Annotated in this window: 28 protein-coding genes and 1 pseudogene; 14 read left to right on the top strand and 15 right to left on the bottom strand. The window is 68.4% G+C overall.

From position 1 onward, the window contains the following. Window positions 1-28 precede the first annotated feature (28 nt). Genes pgm through EBN03_RS03175 form a run of 4 tightly spaced genes read right to left on the bottom strand, consistent with a single transcriptional unit; the run spans window position 29 to window position 2973 of the window. Window positions 29-1663, bottom strand: coding sequence for a phosphoglucomutase (alpha-D-glucose-1,6-bisphosphate-dependent) (gene pgm / locus EBN03_RS03190; RefSeq protein WP_122186277.1), 1635 nt, complete (start codon window positions 1661-1663; stop codon window positions 29-31). Window positions 1664-1710: 47 nt separating this feature from the next. Next, window positions 1711-2073, bottom strand: a complete 363-nt coding sequence (locus EBN03_RS03185) for a fluoride efflux transporter FluC (protein ID WP_122186276.1) — start codon at window positions 2071-2073, stop codon at window positions 1711-1713. Then, window positions 2070-2489 (bottom strand): DUF190 domain-containing protein, encoded by a 420-nt coding sequence (locus EBN03_RS03180; RefSeq protein WP_122186275.1) that lies wholly within the window; start codon window positions 2487-2489, stop codon window positions 2070-2072. Before EBN03_RS03180 ends, EBN03_RS03185 begins: the two co-directional genes overlap by 4 nt. Next, the gene (locus EBN03_RS03175; RefSeq protein ID WP_122186777.1) at window positions 2479-2973 is read right to left on the bottom strand and encodes a fluoride efflux transporter FluC; all 495 of its coding nucleotides are present in this window, start codon (window positions 2971-2973) and stop codon (window positions 2479-2481) included. Before EBN03_RS03175 ends, EBN03_RS03180 begins: the two co-directional genes overlap by 11 nt. Window positions 2974-3149: 176 nt before the next feature. On the opposite strand from EBN03_RS03175, the gene EBN03_RS03170 reads away from it, so the two are divergent. The 3 genes from EBN03_RS03170 (at window position 3150) to EBN03_RS03160 (ending at window position 5454) form a co-directional block, all read left to right on the top strand. After that, a complete protein-coding gene (locus EBN03_RS03170; RefSeq protein WP_122186274.1) occupies window positions 3150-3353 on the top strand; it encodes a hypothetical protein in 204 nt (67 codons plus the stop codon). 72 nt (window positions 3354-3425) lie between these two features. Further along, window positions 3426-4100 (top strand): TetR/AcrR family transcriptional regulator, encoded by a 675-nt coding sequence (locus EBN03_RS03165; protein ID WP_122186776.1) that lies wholly within the window; start codon window positions 3426-3428, stop codon window positions 4098-4100. A gap of 55 nt (window positions 4101-4155) precedes the next feature. After that, window positions 4156-5454 (top strand): D-arabinono-1,4-lactone oxidase, encoded by a 1299-nt coding sequence (locus EBN03_RS03160; protein WP_122186273.1) that lies wholly within the window; start codon window positions 4156-4158, stop codon window positions 5452-5454. A gap of 36 nt (window positions 5455-5490) precedes the next feature. Here EBN03_RS03160 and EBN03_RS03155 read toward each other — a convergent pair whose 3' ends face one another. Beyond that, window positions 5491-6324, bottom strand: a complete 834-nt coding sequence (locus EBN03_RS03155; RefSeq protein ID WP_147471442.1) for a serine hydrolase — start codon at window positions 6322-6324, stop codon at window positions 5491-5493. A 225-nt stretch (window positions 6325-6549) separates the two neighbouring features. Here EBN03_RS03155 and EBN03_RS03150 point away from each other — a divergent pair, with 225 nt between their 5' ends. From EBN03_RS03150 to EBN03_RS03140, 3 genes are all read left to right on the top strand, one after another. Continuing rightward, entirely contained in the window at window positions 6550-7089 is a 540-nt protein-coding gene (locus tag EBN03_RS03150; protein WP_122186271.1) for a YceI family protein, read from the top strand. Window positions 7090-7300: 211 nt separating this feature from the next. Beyond that, window positions 7301-7750: a large conductance mechanosensitive channel protein MscL gene (gene mscL, locus EBN03_RS03145; RefSeq protein WP_325052046.1), complete on the top strand. Its 450-nt coding sequence runs from the start codon at window positions 7301-7303 to the stop codon at window positions 7748-7750. A 10-nt stretch (window positions 7751-7760) separates the two neighbouring features. Further along, on the top strand, window positions 7761-8168 hold the full coding sequence (locus tag EBN03_RS03140) for a DUF3052 domain-containing protein (RefSeq protein WP_122186269.1): 408 nt from the start codon (window positions 7761-7763) through the stop codon (window positions 8166-8168). On the opposite strand, the gene EBN03_RS03135 is transcribed toward EBN03_RS03140, so the two are convergent. After that, window positions 8165-8512 (bottom strand): ArsR/SmtB family transcription factor, encoded by a 348-nt coding sequence (locus EBN03_RS03135; RefSeq protein ID WP_122186268.1) that lies wholly within the window; start codon window positions 8510-8512, stop codon window positions 8165-8167. The genes EBN03_RS03140 and EBN03_RS03135 overlap by 4 nt on opposite strands. A gap of 35 nt (window positions 8513-8547) precedes the next feature. On the opposite strand from EBN03_RS03135, the gene EBN03_RS03130 reads away from it, so the two are divergent. Then, on the top strand, window positions 8548-9927 hold the full coding sequence (locus EBN03_RS03130; protein WP_233608082.1) for an MFS transporter: 1380 nt from the start codon (window positions 8548-8550) through the stop codon (window positions 9925-9927). 17 nt (window positions 9928-9944) lie between these two features. Here EBN03_RS03130 and EBN03_RS03125 read toward each other — a convergent pair whose 3' ends face one another. From EBN03_RS03125 to EBN03_RS03115, 3 genes are all read right to left on the bottom strand, one after another. Continuing rightward, the gene (locus EBN03_RS03125; RefSeq protein ID WP_233608081.1) at window positions 9945-10745 is read right to left on the bottom strand and encodes an ABC transporter permease; all 801 of its coding nucleotides are present in this window, start codon (window positions 10743-10745) and stop codon (window positions 9945-9947) included. Next, entirely contained in the window at window positions 10742-11392 is a 651-nt protein-coding gene (locus tag EBN03_RS03120; RefSeq protein ID WP_233608080.1) for an ABC transporter ATP-binding protein, read from the bottom strand. The genes EBN03_RS03125 and EBN03_RS03120 overlap by 4 nt, the downstream gene beginning before the upstream one ends. Window positions 11393-11518: 126 nt before the next feature. Continuing rightward, window positions 11519-12745: a hypothetical protein gene (locus EBN03_RS03115; RefSeq protein ID WP_122186266.1), complete on the bottom strand. Its 1227-nt coding sequence runs from the start codon at window positions 12743-12745 to the stop codon at window positions 11519-11521. 693 nt (window positions 12746-13438) lie between these two features. On the opposite strand from EBN03_RS03115, the gene EBN03_RS03110 reads away from it, so the two are divergent. From EBN03_RS03110 to EBN03_RS03090, 5 genes are all read left to right on the top strand, one after another. Next, window positions 13439-13831: a hypothetical protein gene (locus EBN03_RS03110; RefSeq protein WP_233608079.1), complete on the top strand. Its 393-nt coding sequence runs from the start codon at window positions 13439-13441 to the stop codon at window positions 13829-13831. Continuing rightward, window positions 13831-14604, top strand: coding sequence for a F0F1 ATP synthase subunit A (gene atpB, locus EBN03_RS03105; protein ID WP_122186264.1), 774 nt, complete (start codon window positions 13831-13833; stop codon window positions 14602-14604). The genes EBN03_RS03110 and atpB overlap by 1 nt, the downstream gene beginning before the upstream one ends. Before the next feature lie 70 nt (window positions 14605-14674). Beyond that, window positions 14675-14935 carry a F0F1 ATP synthase subunit C gene (locus EBN03_RS03100; protein WP_122186263.1) on the top strand — a complete coding sequence of 87 codons (261 nt, stop codon included), beginning with the start codon at window positions 14675-14677 and terminating at the stop codon, window positions 14933-14935. Window positions 14936-14940: 5 nt separating this feature from the next. After that, window positions 14941-15468 (top strand): F0F1 ATP synthase subunit B, encoded by a 528-nt coding sequence (locus EBN03_RS03095; RefSeq protein ID WP_122186262.1) that lies wholly within the window; start codon window positions 14941-14943, stop codon window positions 15466-15468. Beyond that, window positions 15465-16037: a F0F1 ATP synthase subunit B family protein gene (locus tag EBN03_RS03090; protein ID WP_122186261.1), complete on the top strand. Its 573-nt coding sequence runs from the start codon at window positions 15465-15467 to the stop codon at window positions 16035-16037. The genes EBN03_RS03095 and EBN03_RS03090 overlap by 4 nt, the downstream gene beginning before the upstream one ends. A gap of 69 nt (window positions 16038-16106) precedes the next feature. Here the strand turns inward: EBN03_RS03090 and EBN03_RS03085 are convergent, their stop codons facing one another. The 3 genes and pseudogenes from EBN03_RS03085 to EBN03_RS03075 all read right to left on the bottom strand — a co-directional run bounded on the left by EBN03_RS03085 (window position 16107) and on the right by EBN03_RS03075 (window position 19529). Then, on the bottom strand, window positions 16107-16967 hold the full coding sequence (locus tag EBN03_RS03085) for a class I SAM-dependent methyltransferase (RefSeq protein WP_407671074.1): 861 nt from the start codon (window positions 16965-16967) through the stop codon (window positions 16107-16109). A gap of 721 nt (window positions 16968-17688) precedes the next feature. Next, window positions 17689-18561: pseudogene (locus tag EBN03_RS34835) on the bottom strand (DUF692 domain-containing protein); the annotation flags it as partial. Further along, on the bottom strand, window positions 18558-19529 hold the full coding sequence (locus EBN03_RS03075) for a TIGR04222 domain-containing membrane protein (protein ID WP_122186259.1): 972 nt from the start codon (window positions 19527-19529) through the stop codon (window positions 18558-18560). The pseudogene EBN03_RS34835 and the gene EBN03_RS03075, both read right to left, overlap by 4 nt. A gap of 141 nt (window positions 19530-19670) precedes the next feature. Here EBN03_RS03075 and EBN03_RS03070 point away from each other — a divergent pair, with 141 nt between their 5' ends. Further along, the gene (locus tag EBN03_RS03070) at window positions 19671-20321 is read left to right on the top strand and encodes a zinc ribbon domain-containing protein (RefSeq protein WP_122186258.1); all 651 of its coding nucleotides are present in this window, start codon (window positions 19671-19673) and stop codon (window positions 20319-20321) included. Between the two features lie 60 nt (window positions 20322-20381). Here EBN03_RS03070 and rd read toward each other — a convergent pair whose 3' ends face one another. Beyond that, on the bottom strand, window positions 20382-20561 hold the full coding sequence (rd, locus tag EBN03_RS03065) for a rubredoxin (protein ID WP_122186257.1): 180 nt from the start codon (window positions 20559-20561) through the stop codon (window positions 20382-20384). 75 nt (window positions 20562-20636) lie between these two features. Further along, a complete protein-coding gene (locus tag EBN03_RS03060; RefSeq protein ID WP_233608078.1) occupies window positions 20637-21629 on the bottom strand; it encodes a fatty acid desaturase in 993 nt (330 codons plus the stop codon). 214 nt (window positions 21630-21843) lie between these two features. On the opposite strand from EBN03_RS03060, the gene EBN03_RS03055 reads away from it, so the two are divergent. Next, entirely contained in the window at window positions 21844-22518 is a 675-nt protein-coding gene (locus tag EBN03_RS03055; protein WP_122186255.1) for a TetR/AcrR family transcriptional regulator, read from the top strand. A 31-nt stretch (window positions 22519-22549) separates the two neighbouring features. Here the strand turns inward: EBN03_RS03055 and EBN03_RS03050 are convergent, their stop codons facing one another. Then, window positions 22550-23107: a TetR/AcrR family transcriptional regulator gene (locus EBN03_RS03050; RefSeq protein ID WP_158675518.1), complete on the bottom strand. Its 558-nt coding sequence runs from the start codon at window positions 23105-23107 to the stop codon at window positions 22550-22552. Window positions 23108-23142: the final 35 nt, after the last annotated feature.

Below are 23142 nucleotides of genomic sequence, written 5' to 3'. Positions count from 1 at the left end.
CACCGCTCCGTGGCAGCGAAGTTCGCGTTCACCCCTGCAGTGCCCGGCCGACGACCTCTTCCGCCGCCGCCTGCACCTGGGCCAGATGCTCGGGCCCCGCGAAGGATTCGGCGTAGATCTTGTATTTGTCCTCGGTGCCCGACGGACGGGCGGCGAACCAGGCGTTCTCGGTGCAGACCTTGACGCCGCCCAGTGGGGCGCCGTTGCCCAGGGCCCGGGTCTGGATCGAGACGACCTGCTCGCCGGCCACTTCGGTGGCGGTCACGTCGTCCGGGGACAGGGCGGCGAGGCGGGACTTCTGCGCCGGGGTGGCGGCCGCGTCGATGCGGGCATAGGCGGGGCTGCCGTACCGCTTCTCCAGGTCGGCGTACTGGGCCGACGGGCTCTGGCCGGTGACTGCGGCGATCTCGGCGGCCAGCAGGGCCAGCAGGATGCCGTCCTTGTCGGTGGTCCAGACGGTGCCGTCCATGCGCAGGAAGGACGCGCCGGCGCTTTCCTCACCACCGAAAGCCAGTGAGCCGGAGAACAATCCGGGCACGAACCATTTGAACCCGACCGGCACCTCGTAGACCTGGCGGCCCAGGACCCCGACCACCCGGTCCACCATCCCGGAGGTGACCGCGGTCTTGCCGATCTTGGTGAGCGCGTCCCAGCCCATCCGGTTGGCGATCAGATAGTCGATCGCCACGGCCAGGAAGTGGTTCGGATTCATCAGCCCCGCATCGGGAGTGACGATGCCGTGCCGGTCGGCGTCGGCGTCGTTGCCGATCGAGATGTCGTAGTCGTCGCGGATGTTGACCAGCGACGCCATCGCGTACCGGGAGGACGGGTCCATCCGGATCCGGCCGTCGCCGTCGAGGGTCATGAACCGCCAGGTGGGGTCGACGAACGGGTTGACGACTTCGAGTTCGAGGTCGTAACGCTGCCCGATCTCCTCCCAGTAGTCGACGCTGGCGCCGCCCATGGGGTCGGCGCCCAGCCGGATCCCGGCGCCGCGGATGGCGTCGAGGTTCAGCACGTTCGGCAGGTCGCTGATGTAGTGGTCGAGATAGTCGTAGCGCTGCACCGTGGTGAGCGCGTTGGCGAGTGTGGTCCGCTCGACCCCGGCCAGACCGGTGCGCAGCAGCTCGTTGGCGCGGGCGGCGATGGCCTCGGTGGCCACGGTGTCGGCCGGGCCGCCGTGCGGCGGGTTGTATTTGAAGCCGCCGTCGCGCGGCGGATTGTGCGACGGGGTGACCACGATGCCGTCGGCCTGGTGCCGGGTCCCGCCCCGATTGTGCCGCAGCACAGCGTGACTCAGCGCCGGCGTGGGCGTGTAGCGGTCACGGGCGTCGATGATCGCGGTCACGTTGTTGGCCGCGAGCACCTCGAGCGCGGTGGTCCAGGCGGGCTCGGACAGCGCGTGCGTGTCCCGCGCGAGGTAGACCGGACCGGTGATCCCGCGGGTTGCCCGGTATTCGATGATGGCCTGGGTGATGGCCAGGATATGGGCCTCGTTGAACTGGCAGTCGAGGCTGGAACCCCGGTGCCCGGAGGTGCCGAAGGCCACGAGTTGCGCCGGATCGGCCGGATCGGGGATCCGGCTGAAGTAGGCCGTCACCAGCTGCGCGATATCGTCCAGATCGCTGGGCCGGGCCGGTCGGCCGGCTCGATCGTGGGCCATGGGCGGGCCTCCCCTTCGTATCACCCGATCCCGGCCGGTCATCAGCATCAGGACCACATCCACTGTGCCAGAACCGCACCGGCGTACGCGGCGGCGAGACCGGCGCTCACCCCGACCACGATATTCGCCAGGGCGTAGCGGTACGCACGGGCCTCGGCCAAGCGCACGGTCTCGTAACCGAAGGTGCTGAAAGTCGTGAGGGCACCGCAGAATCCGGTGCCGAGCAGCGCATAGGTGAGGTGTCCGGCGCTGGCGCCGATCACTGCGCCGAGGATCGCCGAGCCGGCGATGTTCACCACGAAGGTGCCGAAGGGGAAGAGGGTGTCCCAGCGGGCGGCGACGCCGCGGTCCACCAGATACCGGGTCGGTGCGCCGATCATCGCGCCCACGATCACCAGTACGGCCGTCATCCGCGGTCCCCGGCGGCTTCCCAGACCTGGACCGGGGAAAGCGCGACGGTGCCGGTGTCGAACAGTTCGGCGTTGGCGGTGACGAATCCGCGCAGCCGTTCGGAGTCGTCGATGATCATGACCATGACCGGCAGGTTCTCGGCGAGGTCGAGCAGCCGGGTGGTGTGGATGCGCGAGGTGGCGCCGTAGCCTTCGACGCCGCGCCAGACGCTGGCGCCGGCGAGCCCGGCTTCGCGCGCGCGGCGGACGATCTCGTGATAGCGCGGGCGGTGGTGAAAGTTGTCGTCCTCGCCCAGCAGGATCGTGAGCCGGGCGGCGGGCCGCCAGCGCGGATCCGGTTGCCACGCGTCGGCCTCGGTGACGATCTGCACCACCGGTGCCGTCGTCTCGGCGGACTTCGATGCCTCACTGCTCATCTCGTGCCCCCAATCGTCGTGCTGTTCCGGTTGTCAGTCGTCCCGCGGCAATACCGAGTACCACCGCGGTGAGCCCGGTAACCACGGATCCCCCGAGATAGAGGAAGGCCCGTGCCACCGCACCCGATTCCAGGAGTCTACGAACCTCGACGGCGTAGGTGGAAAACGTGGTGTAACCACCGAGTACACCCACGCCGAGGAACGGCCGGGTCAGCCGGGACGGCAGCGCGGGCTCGCCGGACCGGGTGAAGCGGACCTCGGTGACGAACACCATGAGCACGCCGATCGCGAAGCACCCGGAGACGTTCGTGACGAAGGTCGCCCACGGTATCGGATAGGTCGATCGGATCAGCAGGCTGAGCCCGTATCGGCCCAGGGCCCCGATCGCGCCGCCGACCGAGACCGCCGCGAGCACGGCCGGTTCGACGCCGGCGACGGTGAGCGGACCTCGTTCGGGTCGCCCGGATTTCCGTCTGCCGTTCACGTTCACCCACTCCGAAGTTCGTCTGCTTGCCGATCACTGCCGAGTCATCGTAGGTGGTCGCGATCGTGGCTAGTAATGTCCTGTTCCGCTTTCGACGCGTCACCTTCCGTGCTTCTCCGCAGGCTTCTCCCGCAGTTCGCCGGGTCCGGCGGGCCCGGTTTCCGACAGGAGTGACGATGGCGGCAGATCTCGAGCCCTACCGCGATTTCGACGGTGACCGGCGGTTGCCGGTTGTCCGCTGCGAGCTCGACGGTTCCGATCTGGGTGAATTCGATCCGGTGCCGCGGGCGCGGTTGTTGCGGGCGGCGGGCGGGGCGGTGACGGTGGTGCTCGCGGTGATCGGCGCGGCGGTGGGCTTGACCCCGCCGGAGGACCGTTGAAGGTGTCCCACGGAGCGGAATTCAACGGAGGGATCACCTCCGCTTAAATCGTTCCGTTGCTACCATGTGGCGGTGAACACCGCTCCCACAGTCGCCCCACCTCGGCGTTTGCGTGCGGACGCCGCCCGCAACCAGCAGCGCATCCTGGAGGCGGGCGCCCGCCTGTTCGCCGAACGCGGATTGGAAGTCACCCTCGACGATGTGGCCGAGGCCGCGCAGGTCGGCGTCGGTACCGTCTACCGCCGGTTCGCGAACAAGCGCGAACTGATCGCGGAAGTGCTGGAGCGCAATGTGAACGCGATGGCGGAGGCGGTCGAGCAGGCCTACCGCAATCCCGATCCGTGGGCGAGCGTGGTGGAGATCTTCGAGTGGGTGTGCGAGCACACCGCGGCCAATCGTGGTTTCGGCGAGGTGCTGTTCGAATTGCCGGACGCGAACGAACGTTTCGAGTCGATGCGGGACCGGATCCGACCGGCCATGGAAATGCTGATCGGTCGCGCGCTGCAGGCCGGCGAGCTGCGCGACGGCGTGACAGCCACCGATTTCTTCGCCCTGGTGAACATGATCGAGGCGATGGGGACCCTGGTGCGGTCCGTCCGGCCCGACGCCTGGCGCCGCTATGTGCCGATGCTGCTGGACAGCATCCGGGCCGACGGCCGCCCGCGACTGCCACTGACCGTGCCGGCGTTGACCGACGACGAGGTCCGCGCGGCCAAGGCGGCGTGCTTCGCGGCCCGCAAGCGCTGACCAATCGGATCCGAAGTGCTGACGAATCGCTGACGACGCCCTAGAATCTGGTCACATGACCAACTCTTGGGTGAACTGGGCGGGCGATCAACGGTGCGCTCCCACCACGATCGCCGCTCCACGCTCACTCGACGAACTCGCCGGCCTACTGAAAAAGGCCGACGAAACCGATGCCACCGTGCGGGTGGTCGGAGCAGGTCATTCGTTCACCGACACCGTTCTCACCGACGGCACCCTGCTCAGCCTCGAGAACATGTCGCGGATCGTCAGCACCGACGCGGCCACCGGCCTGGTCCGGGTCGAGGCCGGCGCCACACTGGCCGCGGTCTCGGCCGGCACCCACGCGGTCGGCCTGGCCTTCCCGAACCTCGGTGACATCGACGTGCAGAGCGTGGCCGGAGCTCAGGCCACCGGCACCCACGGCACCGGCGCCACCCTGCCGAACCTGTCCGCGGCCGTCCACTCGGTGGAGGTGATGCGCGCCGACGGCACCACCGTCGAGGTGAACGCCGAGAACGACCCCGACGCCTGGCGGGCCGCCCGGGTCAGCGTCGGCGCGCTGGGCGTGATCACGGCCGTCACCCTGCAGATGGTGCCCTCGTTCGTCCTGGAGGCCGTGGAGCGTCCGGTCCACATCGACGAGGTCCTGGGCGACCTCGACGGATATGTCGACGGCAACGACCATTTCGAGTTCTTCCTGTTCCCGCACAGCCCGATGGCGATGACCAAGCGCAACAACCGGGTCGACCTGCCCGAGGTGCCGCGCAGCGCCACGATGACCTACCTCGAGGACATCTTGCTGGCCAACACCGCCTTCGATGCGATGGCGCGCGCGGGCCGGCGCTACCCCGCGCTGATCCCGTGGGTACACCGGACCGCTGCCCGCGCCGGCAGCTACCGCCGGGTGGTCGACCGCTCGTACCGGGTGTTCGCCTCGCCGCGCACGATCCGCTTCACCGAGATGGAATACGCGCTGCCGCGCGAACATTCGGTCGAGGCGGTGCGCGAGATCGCCCGCATCTCGCGGACGTTCGACACCCCCATGCCGATGGAGGTGCGGTGGGTCGCCGGCGATGACGCCTTCCTCTCGCCCGCCGGCGGCCGCGACACCTGCTACGTGGCGGTACACCAGTACCAGGGCATGGAGTACGAGCCCTATTTCCGGGCCTGCGAGGCGGTGTTCGACAGCTTCGGCGGCCGCCCGCACTGGGGCAAGCGGCATTTCCAGACCGCCGAGACCCTGCGGCCGAAATACCCGGAGTGGGACCGGTTCCAGGAGGTCCGGCGCCGGTTCGACCCGGCCGGGCGCTTCGCGAATCCCTATGTAGACCGGGTGCTCGGGCCGCTGTCCTGAGCTACTCCCCCGGTCGTGACCGGCCCACACTCCCGGTCACGACCGGCACAGCCCGCCGTAGAGGTCGGACACGTACTTCTCGAGCAGTGCGGTCATCTGGTTCAGCATGGTGACCGCGTCGTCGAAGCTGCCCGACTTCGGTTGTGCCGCAACGGCGACCGCGACCGTGCCGGTCAGGGTCGGCACCAGGCCGAACTGGCGTGCCAGATAGGCGCCGGTGCGGTCGTCGGGTCCCCAGCCGCCCTTGAACGACACCCTAGGTAGTCCGCCGAGCCCCCAGCTCTGGCCGGGATCGATCGAATCCATCAACCCCACAACGGGGCCCGCCTGCGGTAGGCAGGGCAGGTGGGCCGCGAAGCGCACCTGATCGGTGAGCGCCCAGGAGGTTTCGCCGAACGGATACTGCTGCACGACGGTCGTCTCGTCGCCGCCCTCGCGCAGCACCGACTGCACCGCGTTCGCGGCCTGTCCGGCGTCGCCCAGGGAGAGCCACAGGCGTTCGGCGGCGTCGTTGTCCGACACCGTGATCGCGGCTTCCGCGTCGTCGCGTTCCTCGCCGGGCCGGTTGCGCAACGCCGCCACCGCCAACGGCACCTTGATCGTGGACCAGGCGGCGCCCGTGGTCCAATCACCCAGGCGCAGTACCGATCTGCCGCCGACCGGCGCGATCGCGAGACCGGCGCTGCCGTCCAGGCCGGCCTGCAGGCGCGCGAAGCCGGTGGTGAGCGCGGTCACCGTGGCGGCCGGTGCCACGCGGTCGTCGGCCCCCGCGCCGGCCGCGGACGTACACCCGGTCAGGGTCACCGCACCGATCAGCAGCGTCATCACCCCGGTCAGCGCCGGTCCCGCAGCCCGCCAGCCTGTTCGCACCGTGCCCCCTCCCTGCGGCCCAGTGCCGCCGGTCGCGATCCCGCCGTTCGTGACGGGCGTCGGAATCCAGACTGCCGCAACACATCACCGTTCGGCACCCGGTATTTCGCCACCTGGATCGTCGGCGCGAGGCGCGGATCGTTACGCGGCTCGAATCGAGGGGTGAGACGTATGCCACTCGATTCGGACTAGCTAAGCGGACCGCAGTCCGCTTAAGCTGATGCCATGACCTCAACCGAGCAGACCACCCTGAAGACCGGCAGCTGGGAGCTGGACCCCTACCACTCCGCCGTCCTGTTCACCACCCGCCACCTGGGCATCTCCAAGGTCCGCGGCCGTTTCAACCGCTTCGAGACCAGCTTCGTGGTCGGCGAGGACGGCCTGGCGACCGTGTCGGCCACCGTCCACCTCGACTCCCTCGACACCGGCAACGAGGCCCGCGACAACCACGTCCGCGCCGCCGACATCCTCGACGTCGAGAACAAGCCCACCCTCACCTTCACCGCGCACGAGCCGCTGCGCATCTCGGAGGACTTCGAGGTGACCGGCGATGTCACCATCGGTGGCGTCACCAAGCCGATCACCCTGGAGGTCGAGTGGGGCGGCCTGCAGCTCGCTCCCGCCACCGGCGACAACCACATCGGTTTCAGCGCAACGGGTTCCATCAAGCGCTCCGACTTCGAGGTAGCCACCGGCCTGCCGAACGCCGTCGTCAGCGACAAGATCGTCGTCGAGCTCGACATCCAGCTGGTCGAGCCCAAGTAATCGGCCACCACACCGGGCCCGGTGTCCGAATTCTCTTCGTGGCGAGGGGAATTCGGACACCGGGCCCGTCGTCGTCCGCGCGGTCACGGCAATACCGGTCTAAACTCCAGACGTTCGACCGGAGTTCCACATCGCGGTAGCCCTCGATTTGCTGCGTCACTGCTCCGGCCCTAGACTGTCTGCCGCACAAGCAGACCGACCGACCGGAGAAGTGAGTTCGACCATGTTCCAGGGCTTCAAAAAATTCCTGATGCGCGGCAACGTGATCGACCTGTCGGTCGCCGTGGTCATGGGTGCCGCGTTCACCGCCGTGGTCAGCTCGGTTACCAAGGGTGTGGTCGAGCCACTGCTCGCGGTCATGGGCGGCAACTCCCAGTACGGCTTCGGAATCCAGCTGATCTCAGGGAAGCCCGCGACCTTCGTGGCCCTCGGCCCGATCGTGAGCGCCGGCATCGATTTCGTCATGGTCGCGGCCGTGCTGTACTTCGTGCTGATCCTGCCGATGAATAGCCTGGTCAAGCGCTTCGGCGGACCGGCCGAGGCCGCCAAGCCCACCGAACTGGAACTACTGGCCGAGATCCGCGACCTGCTGGCCGCGCAGCAGAACGGCAGTGCCACCTCCCAGGCCGCGAGCCAGATGCTGGCGCGTCACTCGCGGTAACCTCGCCGGCATGGCCGGCTACTCGGGCACTCCACTCGCCCGCAAACTCGGTATCACCGACGGGTCGCGAGTCCTGCTGGCGAATCCGCCCGCCGGATTCGATCTGGGCCCCTTACCGGATGCGGTGACCGTCCACCGCCGGGCGGGCCGCGACCCCTACGACGTCGTCGTCGGGTTCTGCCCGGACACGGCCACACTCACCGGTTCCTTCGATCGCTGGCGGTCCGTGCTGACCGAATCCGGGGGCCTGTGGATCGGCCGGCCGAAAGCCTCCGCCGGAATCGCCACCGATCTCACCGAGCGGTTCGTCCGGGAGTTCGGCCTGGCGGCGGGCTTGGTGGACAACAAGGTTGCCGCCCTCGACGAGGTCTGGTCCGGGCTGCGGTTCGTGGTCCGGCGCGCCGACCGAGCCCGCTAGTCGTGCTCGGGTAGACCCCGGACCTGATGCTCGGCGGCGTTGAGCGCTTCCACGAGCATGCGGCGGACGTGACCGCCGCGCGTGCGGTAGAGCATCCGACGGCCGTTGCGTCGGCGCAACACGAGACCGGCGAGTTCGAGCTTGGCCAGGTGCTGGGAGACGGCCGGGCGGGCCAGTTCGACGCGCGCGGCCAGTGTCGTCACATCCAGTTCGGTGCCGCTGAGCAGCCACAACAGTCGCAGCCGGGTCGGGTCCGACAGCATGCGCAGCGCGGTGGCGGCGGTATCCACCAACTCCGGGTCGGGCAACTCCGCCCAGTGCGCGCTAGCATTATGTGCGTACATGAGCACTTATTGTGCCGTATCCCGAGGAGTTCCCGGTGCCCGAGCCGGCCGTACCCAAGCCATCCGTGGCGGCGCTGTTCGCCCACCGCGACTACCGCCACCTGTTCACCGCGCAGCTCGCCGCGCTGTTCGGCACCGGCTTGACCACCGTTGCTCTCGGTCTGCTCGCCTACCAGCTGGCGGGTGCGCGGTCGGCCGCGGTGCTGGGGACGGCGCTGACGATCAAGATGGTCGCCTATGTCAGCGTCGCACCGGTCGCCGCCGCATGGGCCACCCGGGTGCCCCGGCGGCTGTTGCTGGTGAGTCTCGACGTGGTGCGCGCGGCCACCGTGATCGCGCTGCCGTTCGTGGATCAGGTGTGGGAGATCTATGTGCTGATCGCGGTGCTACAAGCGGCGTCGGCGGCATTCACGCCGGCCTTCCAGGCGGTGCTGCCCGACGTCCTGCCCGACGAGCGGGACTACACCCGCGCACTGTCCGCATCCCAGCTCGCCTCGACCATGGAAAGCCTGCTCAGCCCGTTGCTGGCAGCGGCGCTGTTGAGCGTGATCAGCTTCCATTGGATGTTCCTCGGCACCACAGTCGGTTTCGCCGCCTCGGCCGCGCTGGTGGTGAGCACGCGAATCCCGGACGCCGCGCGCGGTGGCGACACCCGGGTGTGGGCGCGCACCACGGCCGGTCTGCGCGCCTTCGCCGCCACTCCGCGGCTGCGCGGGCTGATGGGACTGAACCTGGCCGTCGCCGCCGTGGGCGCGGTGGTCATGGTCGACACCGTCACCTACGTCCGCGACGCGGTCGGCGGCAGCTCGGCGGATGTGGGCATCCTGTTGGCCGCCAACGGTTTCGGCACCATGATCGTGGCCCTGCTGCTGCCCCGGTTCCTGGACGCCCGCGGTGAACGCCCGTTGATGCTGACCGGCGCCGCGACCCTCCTGTCCGCGATCGTCGCGGCAATCGCGCTGTCCCGCATCGGAACCGACGGCCCGCGCTGGCCCGTCGCCCTCGCCGTGTGGGCGCTGATCGGCATCGGCACCGCCATGATCCTCACCCCGACCGGCCGGGTCCTGCGCCGCTCCACGGCTCCGGCCGACCGCGCACCGATCTTCGCGGCCCAGTTCTCGCTCTCCCACCTGTGCTGGCTGCTGGCCTACCCGATCGCCGGAATCCTCACCACCACAACCGGTTACACGGTGACCTGGTCCGTCCTGGCCGCCCTGGCCGCGCTCGGCACGGCCGTCGCGGCCCGCTGCTGGCCGGCACACGACCCCGAGGTCATCGAGCACATCCACACCGCGGGAACCGATCCCGGCCACGTCCACGACGCGGTTCCGGTCCCCGGCGGCTACCGGCACGCCCACACCTACGTCATCGACGCCACCCACCGCCGCTGGGCCGACGCCCTCGCCGCGCACTGACCGATCCGGCCCGGTGCTCAGCCGCGGTTGTTCTCCGCCGGCAGCACCACCAGTCGCTGGCCGTCGTCGAACAGGCCGCGCTCGGCCACGCGGGCGGCGGTGAGTGCGGCGAGCGCGCCCGCGGCCAACAGCATGTACATGACCACGATCTGGTAGCGGATGGCGGTGAGCGGGTCCACGCCCGCCAGGATGAGGCCGGTCATGGCCCCGGGGAGACTGATCAGGCCGACCACTTTGGTGGCGTCGATCGAGGGCACCAGCGCGGTGCGCAGTGCGGAACGGCGGAACGGCAGGAAGGCCGCTGTGGTGGACAGGCCCAGACACAATCGGGCCTCGACCTGGGCGCGGCCGCGGCGAGCGTCCTCGGCCAGGCGGCGCAGCGCGATCCCGCACGCCTGCATGGATCCGGACACGATCATCCCGCCGACCGGCACCACGACCCGGGCCTGGGTGGAGATCACCCCCAGCAGCACCAGGGCGCCGAGCGTGACGACCGAACCGGCCGCGACACCGACGGTGGCCGCGGTGATCGCCCCGGGCAGCCCGGCGCCGCGGCGGCCGGCGACCTGCCCGGCGATCACGATCATCACCACCACCCACGCCAGCGCACCGGGCAGCCCCGCGTGCCGGAACAGCACCAGCAGCAGGGCACCGACCGCCACGAGCTGCACACCGGCCCGGGCCGCCGCCACCAGCAGTTCCCGGGTGACCCGCAGCCGCTGCCGGTAGGCGATGAGCGCGGCCACCGCGACCAGCAGCAGCGAGGCCGCGACACCGGTCCAGTCCGGCACCGCCAGACCGGGATTCACCCCGTTCACTCGAATCCCCCGGAGCCCAGCGGCTGCAACCGCCCGCCGTCCAGGTGCAGTACGGAATCGGCTGTGGCGCCAGTGAATCCGCTGTCGTGACTGACCAGCACCACACCGCCGCCGCGGTCGCAGTGCCGGCGCACGACGGCGCGGATCATCGCCGCCGCGTCCGCGTCGAGTGCGGAGGTGGGCTCGTCGAGCAGTAACCATTCCGGTTCGACGGCCAGCCCCCGCGCCAGACACACCCGCTGCGCCTCTCCCCCGGACAGTTCGGCGCACAGCCGGAACGCGAACGCCTCGGGCAGGCCGACCTGCGCGAGCAGCTCGGTGACCTGTGCGGCGGTCAGGTCGGGCCGGCCGACCCGGATCTCGTCACCGACGGATTCGGCCAGCAGCGTGGCGGTCTGCGCGACCAAGCCGACGCGGCGCCGCAGGTCCCGAACCTCCAGATCGGCGATCGGTACACCGTCGAGGGCGATCATGCCGATGTCCGGCTCGGCGAGCCGGTTCAGCAGGCGCAACAGGGTTGTCTTTCCGGTGCCGCTGGCGCCGACGATCGCCGTGCAGCGCCCGGCCGGCAGTACGGCGTCGACGTCGGCCAGGACGGCGACCCCGCCCTGACTCACGCCGACCCGGTCCATCACGATGCTGTGCACAGGGTCCACCCTGCCGCACGAGCGCGCGGACCGCATCCGCGACCGGCCGACGAGAACAGGCCGTCCGGTTCGAGCTGTGCCCGAACCGGACGGCCTGGGTGGTCACGCAGCCGGCCTGCGGAACCGTCAGTCGTCGGCGGTGACCGAGGTGCGCTGTTTCTTGGCCCGAGCCCGCCGGCGCTCCGCCCGCATCTCCGCGAGCTCCTGCTCGAGGGATTCCGCGATCCGGAACTGCCCGGTGTCGTACTGCGCGCCGTTCTCGTCCGTCGAGCCGGACGAGTCGCTATCGGATTCGGACGGCTTGGCGGACTTTCGCTTTCCGCTGCCATTGGTGCTGCTGCCCAGGCCCGCACCGAAACCGGTGGACCGGAACGTCGAGTCGGACTTGCCGAGGTCGGACACCTCGGCGACCTCGGTGGCCTCCACGTCGCTGACCCGGGTGGCGGTGGCCTCCACGGTAGGCTCGGCGGCCTTGAGCGCGGCCTGCGGGCGCATCACCTCGGCGGTGGACTGCGGCGGACCGGCCTGGGCGCGCATGAAGTTCATGAACTGCGGCGGCGCCATGGTGCGCCGGATGTGCTCGCTCGGGTCGGGCAGATCCTGCACCTGCAGGGTGGCCCGCACGATGGCCAAGCCGTAGCCGGCGCTGGCCGCGTCGTGGATGAGCAGCGCGACACCGATCATGACCGGTGCGACCGCGTGCACGCCGACGTCGTACCAGTCGCCGGAGCGCAGGTACGGGTAGGTGTTCAGGCCGACGGTCAGTGACAGCAGCGACATTTCGGCGATGACGACGCGGCGCCGATTGTCGAGCACACCCCATTCGGCGATCTTGTTGTTGCCGATCATCACGATCACGAGGCAGAGCGAGATCATCGCCTCGAGCAGATAGCTGAACCAGTACAACGGATCCGAGGCGCCGCCCGGCGCGATGTTGTGCTGCACGTTGACCGCGGACCAGAGCATGCCGCAGATCACCACGAAGGCGAGCGCGCGCTGCGACCAGGCCCGATGTTTGTACAGCGAGGCCAGTTTGGCGTGGGGACTGGACTCGCGACGCTGCGCGGCGAGTGCCTTGCGGGCGGTCAAAAGGTCACGCATATCGGCCTTGGCGATCTTCTGTGAGGTGGCCCGTGCCTGGTCCGAGGCCTCGGCCGCCGCTTGTACATGCTTCCAGCGCTGGTCACGCTCCTGTTCCCGGATGCGTTCGGCCAGTTCACGTTCGGCGCGCAGTTCGTCCTCGGAGAGGGCGTCGGTGAGCGCCGGGTCGAACTGGTAGACCATCCGGTTGCGCGCGTTCTCGACGCGGAGGGCAAGTTGCGAGATCTCGCCCCCGAGCGAATCGTTGGTCACAACTCCTCCTCGTGGTCGAGCGGCAGCCTAGTCATCAGGCAGGGGAACAGCACATAGCATTAATAGTCGATGTGGGGCCGGAACGAAACCGATGCACCGCAGATGGGGTCGGGTTACCGGCGTGGCGTCCGCGACACGCACGGGACCGACACACCGTACCCGCGCAATCCGGAGCAAACGGTCCGAATGCATGCGGAGCTGCGAAGATTCGTTCTCGGCGGCCCGGAACCCGCTGCGGGACAACACCGACCGGTCCGCGCCGGGACCCCCCTACGTCCACCCCGGTGCCACAGAAAACCGTCCCGGCCACCAGGACTGACCGGAGGAACCGGAACCTTCCGGCAACCGGCCCGCGTACGAATGAGATCTGGATCACATCGGACACAGCGGACTACAACCGACCGACGGGTCCGGCAAGTTTCCGGTCGGCCGCACCGAACCGCCCGGGGCACAACGCCGCAGCTGCGTCGGCCCGCCGCGACCCGGACAAGATCGAAAAAAGGGAATCACGGGACCGATCGGGCCGGAAACACCGTAAATTTTTGTATCAGAGAATGTCGTTGTGCTGCTACATATTCGGCGAACAATCCGCGAATTCGATCATTCCCATAAGATCAAAAAGCCTGCCCCACACCGCCTATGACCGTTGTATGCTGACCGATAATCAAGACCCCACGACAGTGGGATGATCGATTGGGCGGTGTCACAGTGGATGTCAGAAGGCTCCGAATACGCAGAGCCGCCATTATGGCGACCGCTTTCGGGATACTCGTTCTGATCGCCGCCGGCCCCCTGCATCGATTGCTGTTCGGCGCACTGTGTTGCGTCGGCCTCGCACTCGGCTGGGTCAATGCCCAACTCACCTGGACCTCGGTCGTCCGGGTCACCTCGTCCGAGACGCCGAGCAAGCAACAGCTGGCCCTGTCGTCGGCCGTGCGCCTGTTCGGATTGACTGCTCTCGCAATCCTGGTCGGCTTCCTGACCCGGCCCGACGGCATCGGGCTCTTCGTCGGCCTCGCCGTATTCCAGGTGACGATGATTCTGACCACCGTCATCCCCGAAGTGAAAGCGATGCGCCAGTCGTGATGACCGTTCAGCTCGCCGCGTCCACCGCCTGGCTCGCCGACAGCGCGCCCGACGAACCCAAGATCAAGGTCGGCGATCACGCCGTCGCCCACCTGCTGGGCATGGAGTTCAACGTCGACACCATCGTATCAACGCTGGTCGCCGCGCTCATCGTGCTGTCGCTGGCGTTCTACGTGCGGATCAAGGTCACCTCCGGCGTCCCCAACGGCGCCCAGTTGTTCTTCGAGACCGTCACCACCCAGATGCGCCAGCAGGTGGAGGACGCCATCGGCATGAAGGTCGCGCCGTTCGTCCTGCCGCTCGCGGTCACGCTGTTCACCTTCATTCTGCTGTCGAACTGGTTGTCGGCGTTGCCGATGCAGTACGGCAAGGGCGAATTCATCGCACCGCCGGCGTCGGACGTCAACTTCGTCTATGCCTTGGCCCTGTTCGTTTTTCTCTTCTATCAGCTGGCCGGTGTCTACCGTCGCGGGCCGCTCACGCACGTCAAACAATTGTTGAAAGGCCACACGGGCTGGGGCCCGATGGTCCTCATCAATGTGATCGAAGAGATCGCGAAACCACTCTCGTTGTCGCTGCGGCTGTTCGGGAACATGTTCGCCGGTGGCGTCATGATCTCGGTCATCACCCTGTTTCCGTACTGGATCAGCTGGGGCCCCAACGCGGTGTGGAAACTGTTCGATCTCTTCGTCGGCGCGATCCAGGCCTTCATTTTCTCGCTCCTGACGGTCCTCTATTTCAGTCAGTCGATGGCGCGAGAGCACGACCACTGAGCCGAAAGGTTCACCGGCACAAACCTGATCGGTGCCACACCGATCGCAGTAATCGAGAACAGGAAGCACAATGGCAGATTCAGCAACAACGGCCGCGATCGTCCAGGGCGCGCTCATCGGTGGTGGCCTCATCATGGCCGGTGGCGCGATCGGCGCCGGCATCGGTGACGGTCTGGCCGGTGCCGCGCTGATCGAGAGCGTCGCTCGCCAGCCCGAAGCCGAAGGCAAGCTGCGCGGAAACTTCTTCCTCACCGTCGGTCTGGTCGAGGCCGCATACTTCATCAACCTCGCGTTCATGGCGCTTTTCGTGTTCGCGACACCGGGTAAGTAGGCGCCATGGCTGCACGGTCGGTTCCGTCCGCCGGTGCGGATGTACTGGCGGACGGTAACTTCCTGATCCCCAACGGCACCTTCTTCGCCGAGCTGCTGATCTTCCTGGTGGTACTCGCGGTCATCTGGGTGTTCGTCGTGCCGCCGATCCGGCGGGTCCTCGACGAACGTGACGCCCGGGTGGCGGAAACGGCGGAGAACGCCAAGGAAGCCAAGCAGATCTTCGCCGAGGCGGAGGCGCGGTATCAGGAAGCACTGGACAAGGCGCGCGCGGAAGCGGCCGACATCCGCAACCAGGCGCGTGCGGAGGGTCGGGCCATCATCGACGAGATGCGGGGCCAGGCCCAAGCGGAAGCGGATGCCGCCCTTGCGGAATCGGCGGCGCAACTGCGATCCGAGGCCGACCAGGTGGCGGCCGAACTGCGGGCGACGGTCGAGCCGCTCGCACAGACCCTGGCCGATCGAGTGACCGGCGGGGACGACGGGCGGGCCGGGAGCGGGTCCGGGCCACAGACAGGACGGGCCAGTTCATGAAAGACAGCAGTGGCCTGCTGGCAGCGGGTGTCTACCACATCAGCATCGAGTGGCCGGTCTTCATCAGCCAGCTGTTCGGTTTCGCGGTCATCCTTTTCGTGATCATGCGATACGTCGCCCCGGTGGTCCGCAAGGCGATGGCGAAGACGCAGGATGCCGTCGCCGCCCAGCTCGCGGATTCGACCGAGGCCGCTGCCCGGCTGGCGTCCGCCCGCAAGGCCTACGAGAGCGCGATCGCCGAGGCGCAGAAGGAGTTGGAGGAACTGCGCGCGGACGCGCAGGCCGACGCCGAGTTCATCATCGCCCAGATGCGGGACGCGGCCGCCGAGGAGGTGGAGCGGGTGCGCCGGCACGGCCGGGAACAGATCAACCAGTACCGGCGCCAGCTGGTCCGCGACCTCACCACCGAGATGACCTTGTCGATGCTGGAACGCACCGAGGAGAAGGTGCGGGTGCTGCTCGCGGCGCCACAGTCCCAGGCCGAGAGCGTGGATCGCTTCATCCACGAGCTCGAGTCACTGGCCGAATCCGCGCCCGGATCGCGGCGCAACCAGTCCCGCTGGAACTGATCAGTTAGATTTCATTCGAACGCCCGCAGGGCGCCGGTTCTACGGAAATCGGCGGCCCCGCGGGCGTTTTCACTTGCTCGCGTGGACGACGTGCGGTTCGCTCCAGCGTCGGCCCGGGGACGCCTGGTGGATGGCGCCGTACCGCACCAGCAGCTCGGCGGCGCCGTGGTCGTCGATGCCGGTGAAACCGGCGGCCCGCAGCTCCGCAGCCATGTCGTCCGGGCTGAAGTAGGCCTGGAACGGTTCGCCCATGGCCGCGATCGCGGCGGCCCGCTCGAGGACGACGGCCGGGGTGGAGGCGTCGGGCGGCTGCAGGTAGTCGGCGACCACGTGCACCGGGGCATCCTGTGCCGCAAGGAATCCCAGCGTCTCGCGGACCGTCGCCGGTTCCAGGTACATGACCACGCCGAGCCAGACGAACGCCGCGGGCTCGGTCCGCGACCAGCCCACCGCAGCCAATCCCGCACCGAGCGTTCCGGTTTCGAAGTCCACCGGCGCGAACGACATCGAATCGGGAATCTCGATGCCCGCCGACGCCAGCCGCTCGCGCTTCCACTCCTGCGTGTTCGGGTGATCGACCTCCACCACCCGCACCCCCGGATACGGATTCCGGTAGGCGAACGTATCCAGCCCCGCCCCCAGCACGGCGACCTGCCGAACCCCGCCCGCCACCGCCTGCTGCACAACCTCCTCCGCGAACCGAGCTCGCGCCGCCAAGAACATCCGCCGATTCCGTCGCGGCGCCGGATCAGTGACCTTTCTCAGGTTGGCGGTATCCCGGTCCGTCAGCTCGGCAGCCGTCAGCCCGCAGATCGGAATCGCCAGCGGATCGATGAAAACCCTCGGCTCAGGCGCGATCTGATGAAAGGCGCGGGCGTAAGCAGTGGCCAGCGCGGTCCGACTGGGCTCGGTGTGCAACACCTCGTCCATCGTAGTGACGAACGATCTTCGGCACCCGGTGTCATTGCTCTCAACCGCGGCGGAACCGGCTCCACGCCGACCGAGACCGTGCCGACGGCGCCGCCAGCCCGTGCTCGGCCGCGAAGGCCGCGGCATCGGCGACTGTGCTGATCTTGGGACGGTGTGCTGCCCAGGCGATGTAGCGGTCGGTGAAGTCCGGGCCGCACCCGGCGACCAGTACCGGAAAGCGCTGGGCGACCTCACCGGCTCGCTTGCGCAGCAGGGCATGTGCGGTGGCCGAGACGGCGCCGCGGTCGAAGCCGGGACGGAATTCACCGCCGGCGACCAGGGTGAGCACCAGCGCCTCCTGCTCGGCCGCGAGGTCCGATGGCCCGGCCACTGCCGGGTCGATCGCGTCCTGCTCCGCGGGGCCGGGCCCGCCGTGAGGCGCCGCCGCGACGGAAACTGCCGCCGCGGGCCGGGCGGTAGCGAGGACTTGCGGACCGGAGCCGGCTGCGCCAGAGGACCGGCATTCATCCACCGCGACTACGGCATCCGCAGCACCGACGTGCGCTGACGGCACTACCTCCCCCGCGACAGCAGAACCCACGACACCCACCTGGTTCGGCGGCGCTATGTCCCCGGCAGTGGTTCCGAGTTCGGCACCGGCGATCGCTGCCGATTCCGTTGCGGTGGCACGGTAGTCGAGGGTCTGGATCGAATTCTGTTGTCCTGCGGCGAAACGCGTCCAGGCGGTCGCGGTGATCCGCGGGCGGCCGGTTGCCGCGGCGATGGCGTCGAGTTCGGCCAGCAGTTCCGGGGCGGGCGGGTAGTTGCCGTCACGTTCCAGCAGCAGCGGAACCGGATGGGTGGCGGTGAATTCCGCGGCCAGGTCCAGGACCTCCGGTGGCACCGGGTCGGTGTGGGTGTCGTGGTAGCGGCCGCCGGCGACGTGTCCGCCGGCTATGTGGCAGTAGGCGATTCGGTCCACCGGCAGGCGGGTGAGTTCCGCGAGGGGGTCGCGGCCGCGGTTGCGGGCGTTGGCGTAGACGTTCGCGATGTCGATCAGCAGGAGCACGCCGGTGCGTTCCACCAGTTCGGTCAGGAACTCCGCCTCGGTGTATTCGTCGCCGGGCCAGTCGAACAGGGTCGCGATGTTCTCCAGCGCCAACGGCACGTCGAGTTCATCGCGGGTTCGAGAGATGTTGTCCGCCAACGCATCCAGGGCCGCCCGGGTTCGGGGCACCGGCAGCAGGTGCCCGGCCTCCACCCCGCCGGCGCGCACGAACGCGATGTGCTCGCTCACCAGCGGCGCTCGCAGTGCCCGGGCGGCGGCGGCCGTGCGCCGCACCCGATCGGGGTCGACCGGTTCGGCGCCGCCGAGCGAGAGCGCGACGCCGTGCGGGATCACCGGCACGCCCCGATCCCGTAGCGCGGCAAGCTCGTCCGGTACGGTGATCGCCAGCGACCGGCGAGATCGCGTCCACGGGAGAGTCTCGGTGATCACCTCACAGAACCCGAGCCCGTCCAGCGCCGCCACCACACCGGAAATCTCCGGCCGCCAACCGATTCCGAGCGCGGCAGGCGCGATCGGAGCACCGGACGCGGCCCGAAACCGGCTCATCCCCCGCAACTACTGCTCGACCCGCAACTGGAACTGGAGCAACTGGATCCGCAGCTACTCGAACTGCCGCAGCTACTCGAACTACAACTCGACCCGCAGCTGCTGCTGGAACTGCACGAGTCCCCCGACGAGGATCCGCTCCAGCCACCACCACCGCCACCGCCGACGACCATGGCCGCGGTGGCGCGCGCCAGCTCCGGGTCCAGCATGACCAGCAGCATCGGGCCGAACAGCGCGGCCGCCATGGCGGCGCTCGCCGGCCCGTAGGTGGCGAAGGAGGGCGAATTCTGCAGGCGCAGATGCTGATTCTGCTGCCGGGCGGCGGCCAGCCACTTGCGCCCGGCCGGCGTGACACGCGGCATCCGTACCACCAGCGGCCAGGTGACGAACAGCGGGATCAGCAGCAGGATCAGGTAGGTGACCGGCTTGTCGTTGGTGATGCCGGCGATCAGCCGGGCCACGCCCACGGCCAGCACCAGCAGTACCGGAAGCGCGGCCAGCCGCAGCAGTTTCCGATCGGCCTTGCCGTAGAGATAGCCGCGGCTCGCCATCGATTCGCGCAGTTCGACCAGCTGGTAGCTCATCCGGGCCACCAGGCGGGGCAGCCGCCGCTCGGTGGCGAGCCGGTCGTAGAGCTCGTGCACGAACTCCGGATCCCGTTGCGGGTGCGGGCCGGGCGTGGTGGGCGCGCCGGTCGAGTCGACCAGGCCGTAGCCGCGCAGGTAGGCCAGTCCGGCCACGACCGCGCGCTGATCGGAGACCAGCATGCCGACCTCGATCGGGTTCGGTGGCGTGGCGTTGCCCGACGGCGACCGCCAGCGCAGCAGCACCGCGCGCAGCAGGATCGCTATCGCGATGCCACACACCACCGCGTCGAGGTACAGCATCGTGAAGGTAGGCCCGGGAATTCCCCAGGTGTCACCGGCGTCCGCGGTGAACCGCACCTCCGGTCGGTGGCCGTCGCCCATCCTGCGTCCCTCCCTGTTACCCGTACAGCGCACTCAGTATCGCGCGCCGGTCCGCCGGGCACCATGCGACGATGAAACCCGTACGGGTACAGCCTCGGCCGGCCCGTCATCGTGCTCGCCGACTACGAGGAACATCGAAACATGCCCGGACCGGTAGTATTCACCAGCTACTACACCGACGAATCCAACGACAACGGATTCCAATGGGAGTTCCACTGCGATCGCTGCCGGACCACGTTCCGGTCGCCGTTCGAGCAGAACTACTTCTCACGTGGCCGCGGCGCGCTGCGCGTCGTACGCGACCTGTTCGGTGACCAGTTCCGGGCGCTGGACAAGGTTTCCAACGCGGCCGAGGACTTCTCCAACAATTGGGGTGGTCAGGGTTCCAGCACCAAGGACAAGGCGTTCGCGAAGGCCGTCGACGCCGTGAAGCAGGGTTTCCGCCTGTGTGGCGGCTGCGGTTCGTGGGTGTGTACCCAGGTCTGCTGGAACGAGCAGGTCGGCCAGTGCACCCAGTGCTCGCCGCTGGTCGCGCACCAGATCGCCCAGGCGCAGGCCGAGGCGCGCGGCGTCCAGATCCGCGAGGCCGCCTACCAGCAGAACTACGTGCAGAACATCGACATGGGCGCGCCGGCCCGGGTGAATTGCCCGACCTGCAACACCCCGACCACCGGCGGCAAGTTCTGCGGCGCCTGCGGCACCTCACTGGCCCCGTCCGCGCACTGCACCGAATGCGGCACCCAGCAGGCTCCCGGTTCGGTGTTCTGCTCGAATTGCGGTCACCGCCAGTAGGACCGGCTCTACCACTGCGCCGTATCGGATGAATGCCGATGCGGCGCAGTGCGTTTCCGATCAGTCTTCGTACGGAACGAAGTCGGCCTTGCGGGCGCCGCAGACCGGGCAGACCCAGTCGGCGGGAATGTCCTCGAAGGCGGTTCCGGGGGCGATGCCGCTGTCGGGGTCGCCTTCGGCGGGGTCGTAGATCGCGCCGCACGTGGTGCAGATCCACAATTGGGCGAGCGTGCTGTGCACTGGATTACCTCGGGAGGGAACGGAACTCGGGCCCCGGCGCCGGGCGGCGTCGGGGCCGAGTCGGTGGACGCTGGATCAGGGTTCGACGGTGGCGGGCACGAGAGCGTAGCGGTTGGCGCGCCGGAAGGTGCCGAAGTCGTTGAAGCGCACACTGTTCGCGCGCAGCACCGGGTGGCACTGACGCTTGATCGCCTCGCGGATGTAGAAAGTGTCCCGCACCAGGAAGTGGTGGATGGCGTGCGTCTCACCGAAGTTGAAGCACAGCGCGTGGAAGGGCTTGAGCCACCACGCGGTCCACACCTGGGTCTGCTGCATCACGTTGTGCGCCTCGACATCACCGAAGTAGTGCAGGTTGGAGCTGACGAAATGCAGCGAGAACGTGCGAATCATGTTGGGCGCCAAGATCGTCACGGCCAGGAAGTCGAGCACGCCGAGGCCGGGCAGCGACAGCGGGCCGGCCACGAGCTCGACCACGTTCACGATGACGAACAGGTGCCACAGCCCGTAGTGGAAGGCACCGAGCGGGAAGTAGGCGAGCATGTTCGCCCGGGCGAGCTGCTGCGCCTCCGCGCGGCTGCGGGCCTCGTGGCGGATGTAGTCGGCGACGATGCGGCGCATGCGGAACGGCTTGAGGTAGATGCCCAGCATCGAGTCGGCCAGGGTCACCCACCGGTGCGCACCCAGGCGCTCACCGTTGGTGAGGCCGCGTTCCTCCAGGTCGGAGTCGGTGCCCGACACGTCGTGGTGGTGCAGGTGCAGCCGTCGCCGCAGCCACGGGTTGATCGTGCTCGGGCGGAAGAACCACACCCCGCCCATCGTGAGGTTGTGCAGGAACCGGTTGTTGCGGAAGTACATCGAGTGGATCAGGTCGTGCTCGAGTTCGTGGAGCAGTGACAGCCAGAACGCGGTGACCGGGACGACCACCCACCAGGGCAGGACACCGATCGCGTAGAGGTAGCCGTCCGCGAGCACGCCGGCGATCGCGCCCAGGAAGATGGCGAATCCGATCTGGTCCTGGTGTGCGGTCAGCCACGGATGCCGGGCCCGCCAGTCGTCGCCGATCCGCATGATCGCCCCTCTGATCTCGGCAATCCGGTCGGCGTCCGCGCGGGCGAGAGCACGCTCCGCTGGTAGCCTGGTCGCTAGTCTCATCTCTGCTCCAAGTTAGAGAACGAATGTTCATGATTTTGGAGCAGGCGCCGGTGGACTACATGATTTGTCCATTATTTGTGACCGGCGCCACATTGATTAAACGGAACGATTGTTCAGGAGGTGGGCCGGCATGGTCGCGGCGGACGGAAGCGACGGCCCCGGTCAGCGCACTCAGGCACAGCGGCGCCACGACAGCCGCTCGGCACTGATCGAGGCGGCTCTCGACCTGGTCGCGGCAGGCGACTCGTTCGAAGGGCTGAGCCTGCGCAAGGTCGCCGGCACGGCCGGCCTGGCCCCCTCCGCCTTCTACCGCTACTTCGATTCGATGGAATCGCTGGGCGTCGCCGTGGTGGAGGAATCGTTTCGCCGGTTCCGGGAACAGCTCGCCACCATGGACGGACCGCCGGGATTCGACGCGACCGAGGTGCTGTCGACGGTCGTCGACCTGATCCTCGCGTATGCCCGCCGGGAACATCGGTACGTCGGATTCGTCGTCCGGCAGCGTACCGCCGGCAATATCGCCGTCCGGCGACTGATTCGCGCCGAACTGCGCGTGCTGGTGAATCAGACCGCGACGCTGCTCGCGCGCAACGCGCCGATCAATCAGTGGCCGGCCAAAGACATCAAGATGCTCGCGACCATGCTGGTCACCCTGCTCACCGTGTCACTCGACAGCGCGCTCGAGGTGCTGTCGGGCGGTGGGAGCCGGGACGAGACCAGTACCCTCGCCGAGGTCGCGACCGGAACGAAACGCCAGGTGGCCTATCTGCTGCAGGGCACGGTCGCCTGGCATCCCGGAAAGTGATGCCGCCCGAAGGCTTTCACGTCCATCCGTTTCACGCTCCGAGCATGCGGGTGAGGACCGCGACGACCGCCGCCCGGGCCGCGTCAGCCGTCAAGCCTTGATGCCGGCGCAGCACATCCCAGGTCTCCCACGAGCCCATCGCGAACACCGCCTCGCGTTCGGCCTGCCCGAGCGCTTCGAGCTCGGGCAGATTCGTCCGCAGATGCGCGCGTAAGGCCGCGCGGCTCTCGTTCATGCGCTCGGAGAGCACGACGGATTCGTGTTCCCGGAGCACCGCGGCGCGGCGGACGTTCGTGACCCCTTCGTACAGCTTCGCTCGCACAGTGACCAGCGCGTCGATCCGCGCACCCAGCTCACCGGTCACCGGATCCAACAGCACCCCCCAGTGCCGCGCGATCTGGGTCTGCGCGGCGCTGAGGTAGAGCGTCTCCAGATCGTGAAAGTGGTGGTACAACGATCGGGTCGCGACTCCCGCGCGCTCGGCGACCGCCTGCGCCGTGGGGTGCAGGTCGCCTTCGTCGATGAGCGCCAGGGCGGCGTCGAGGACCGCCTGGCGGTTCTTCGCTGCCCGTGCTGTACGACCGTCCATCACTGACAACCCTACACAGAGAACTTTTAATTGCA

It is taken from the genome of Nocardia stercoris, assembly GCF_003696265.1.
Lineage (GTDB): Bacteria > Actinomycetota > Actinomycetes > Mycobacteriales > Mycobacteriaceae > Nocardia > Nocardia stercoris.
The sequence above is the reverse complement of the archived record's forward strand: the minus strand, read 5'-3'. Positions and strand labels throughout refer to the sequence as shown.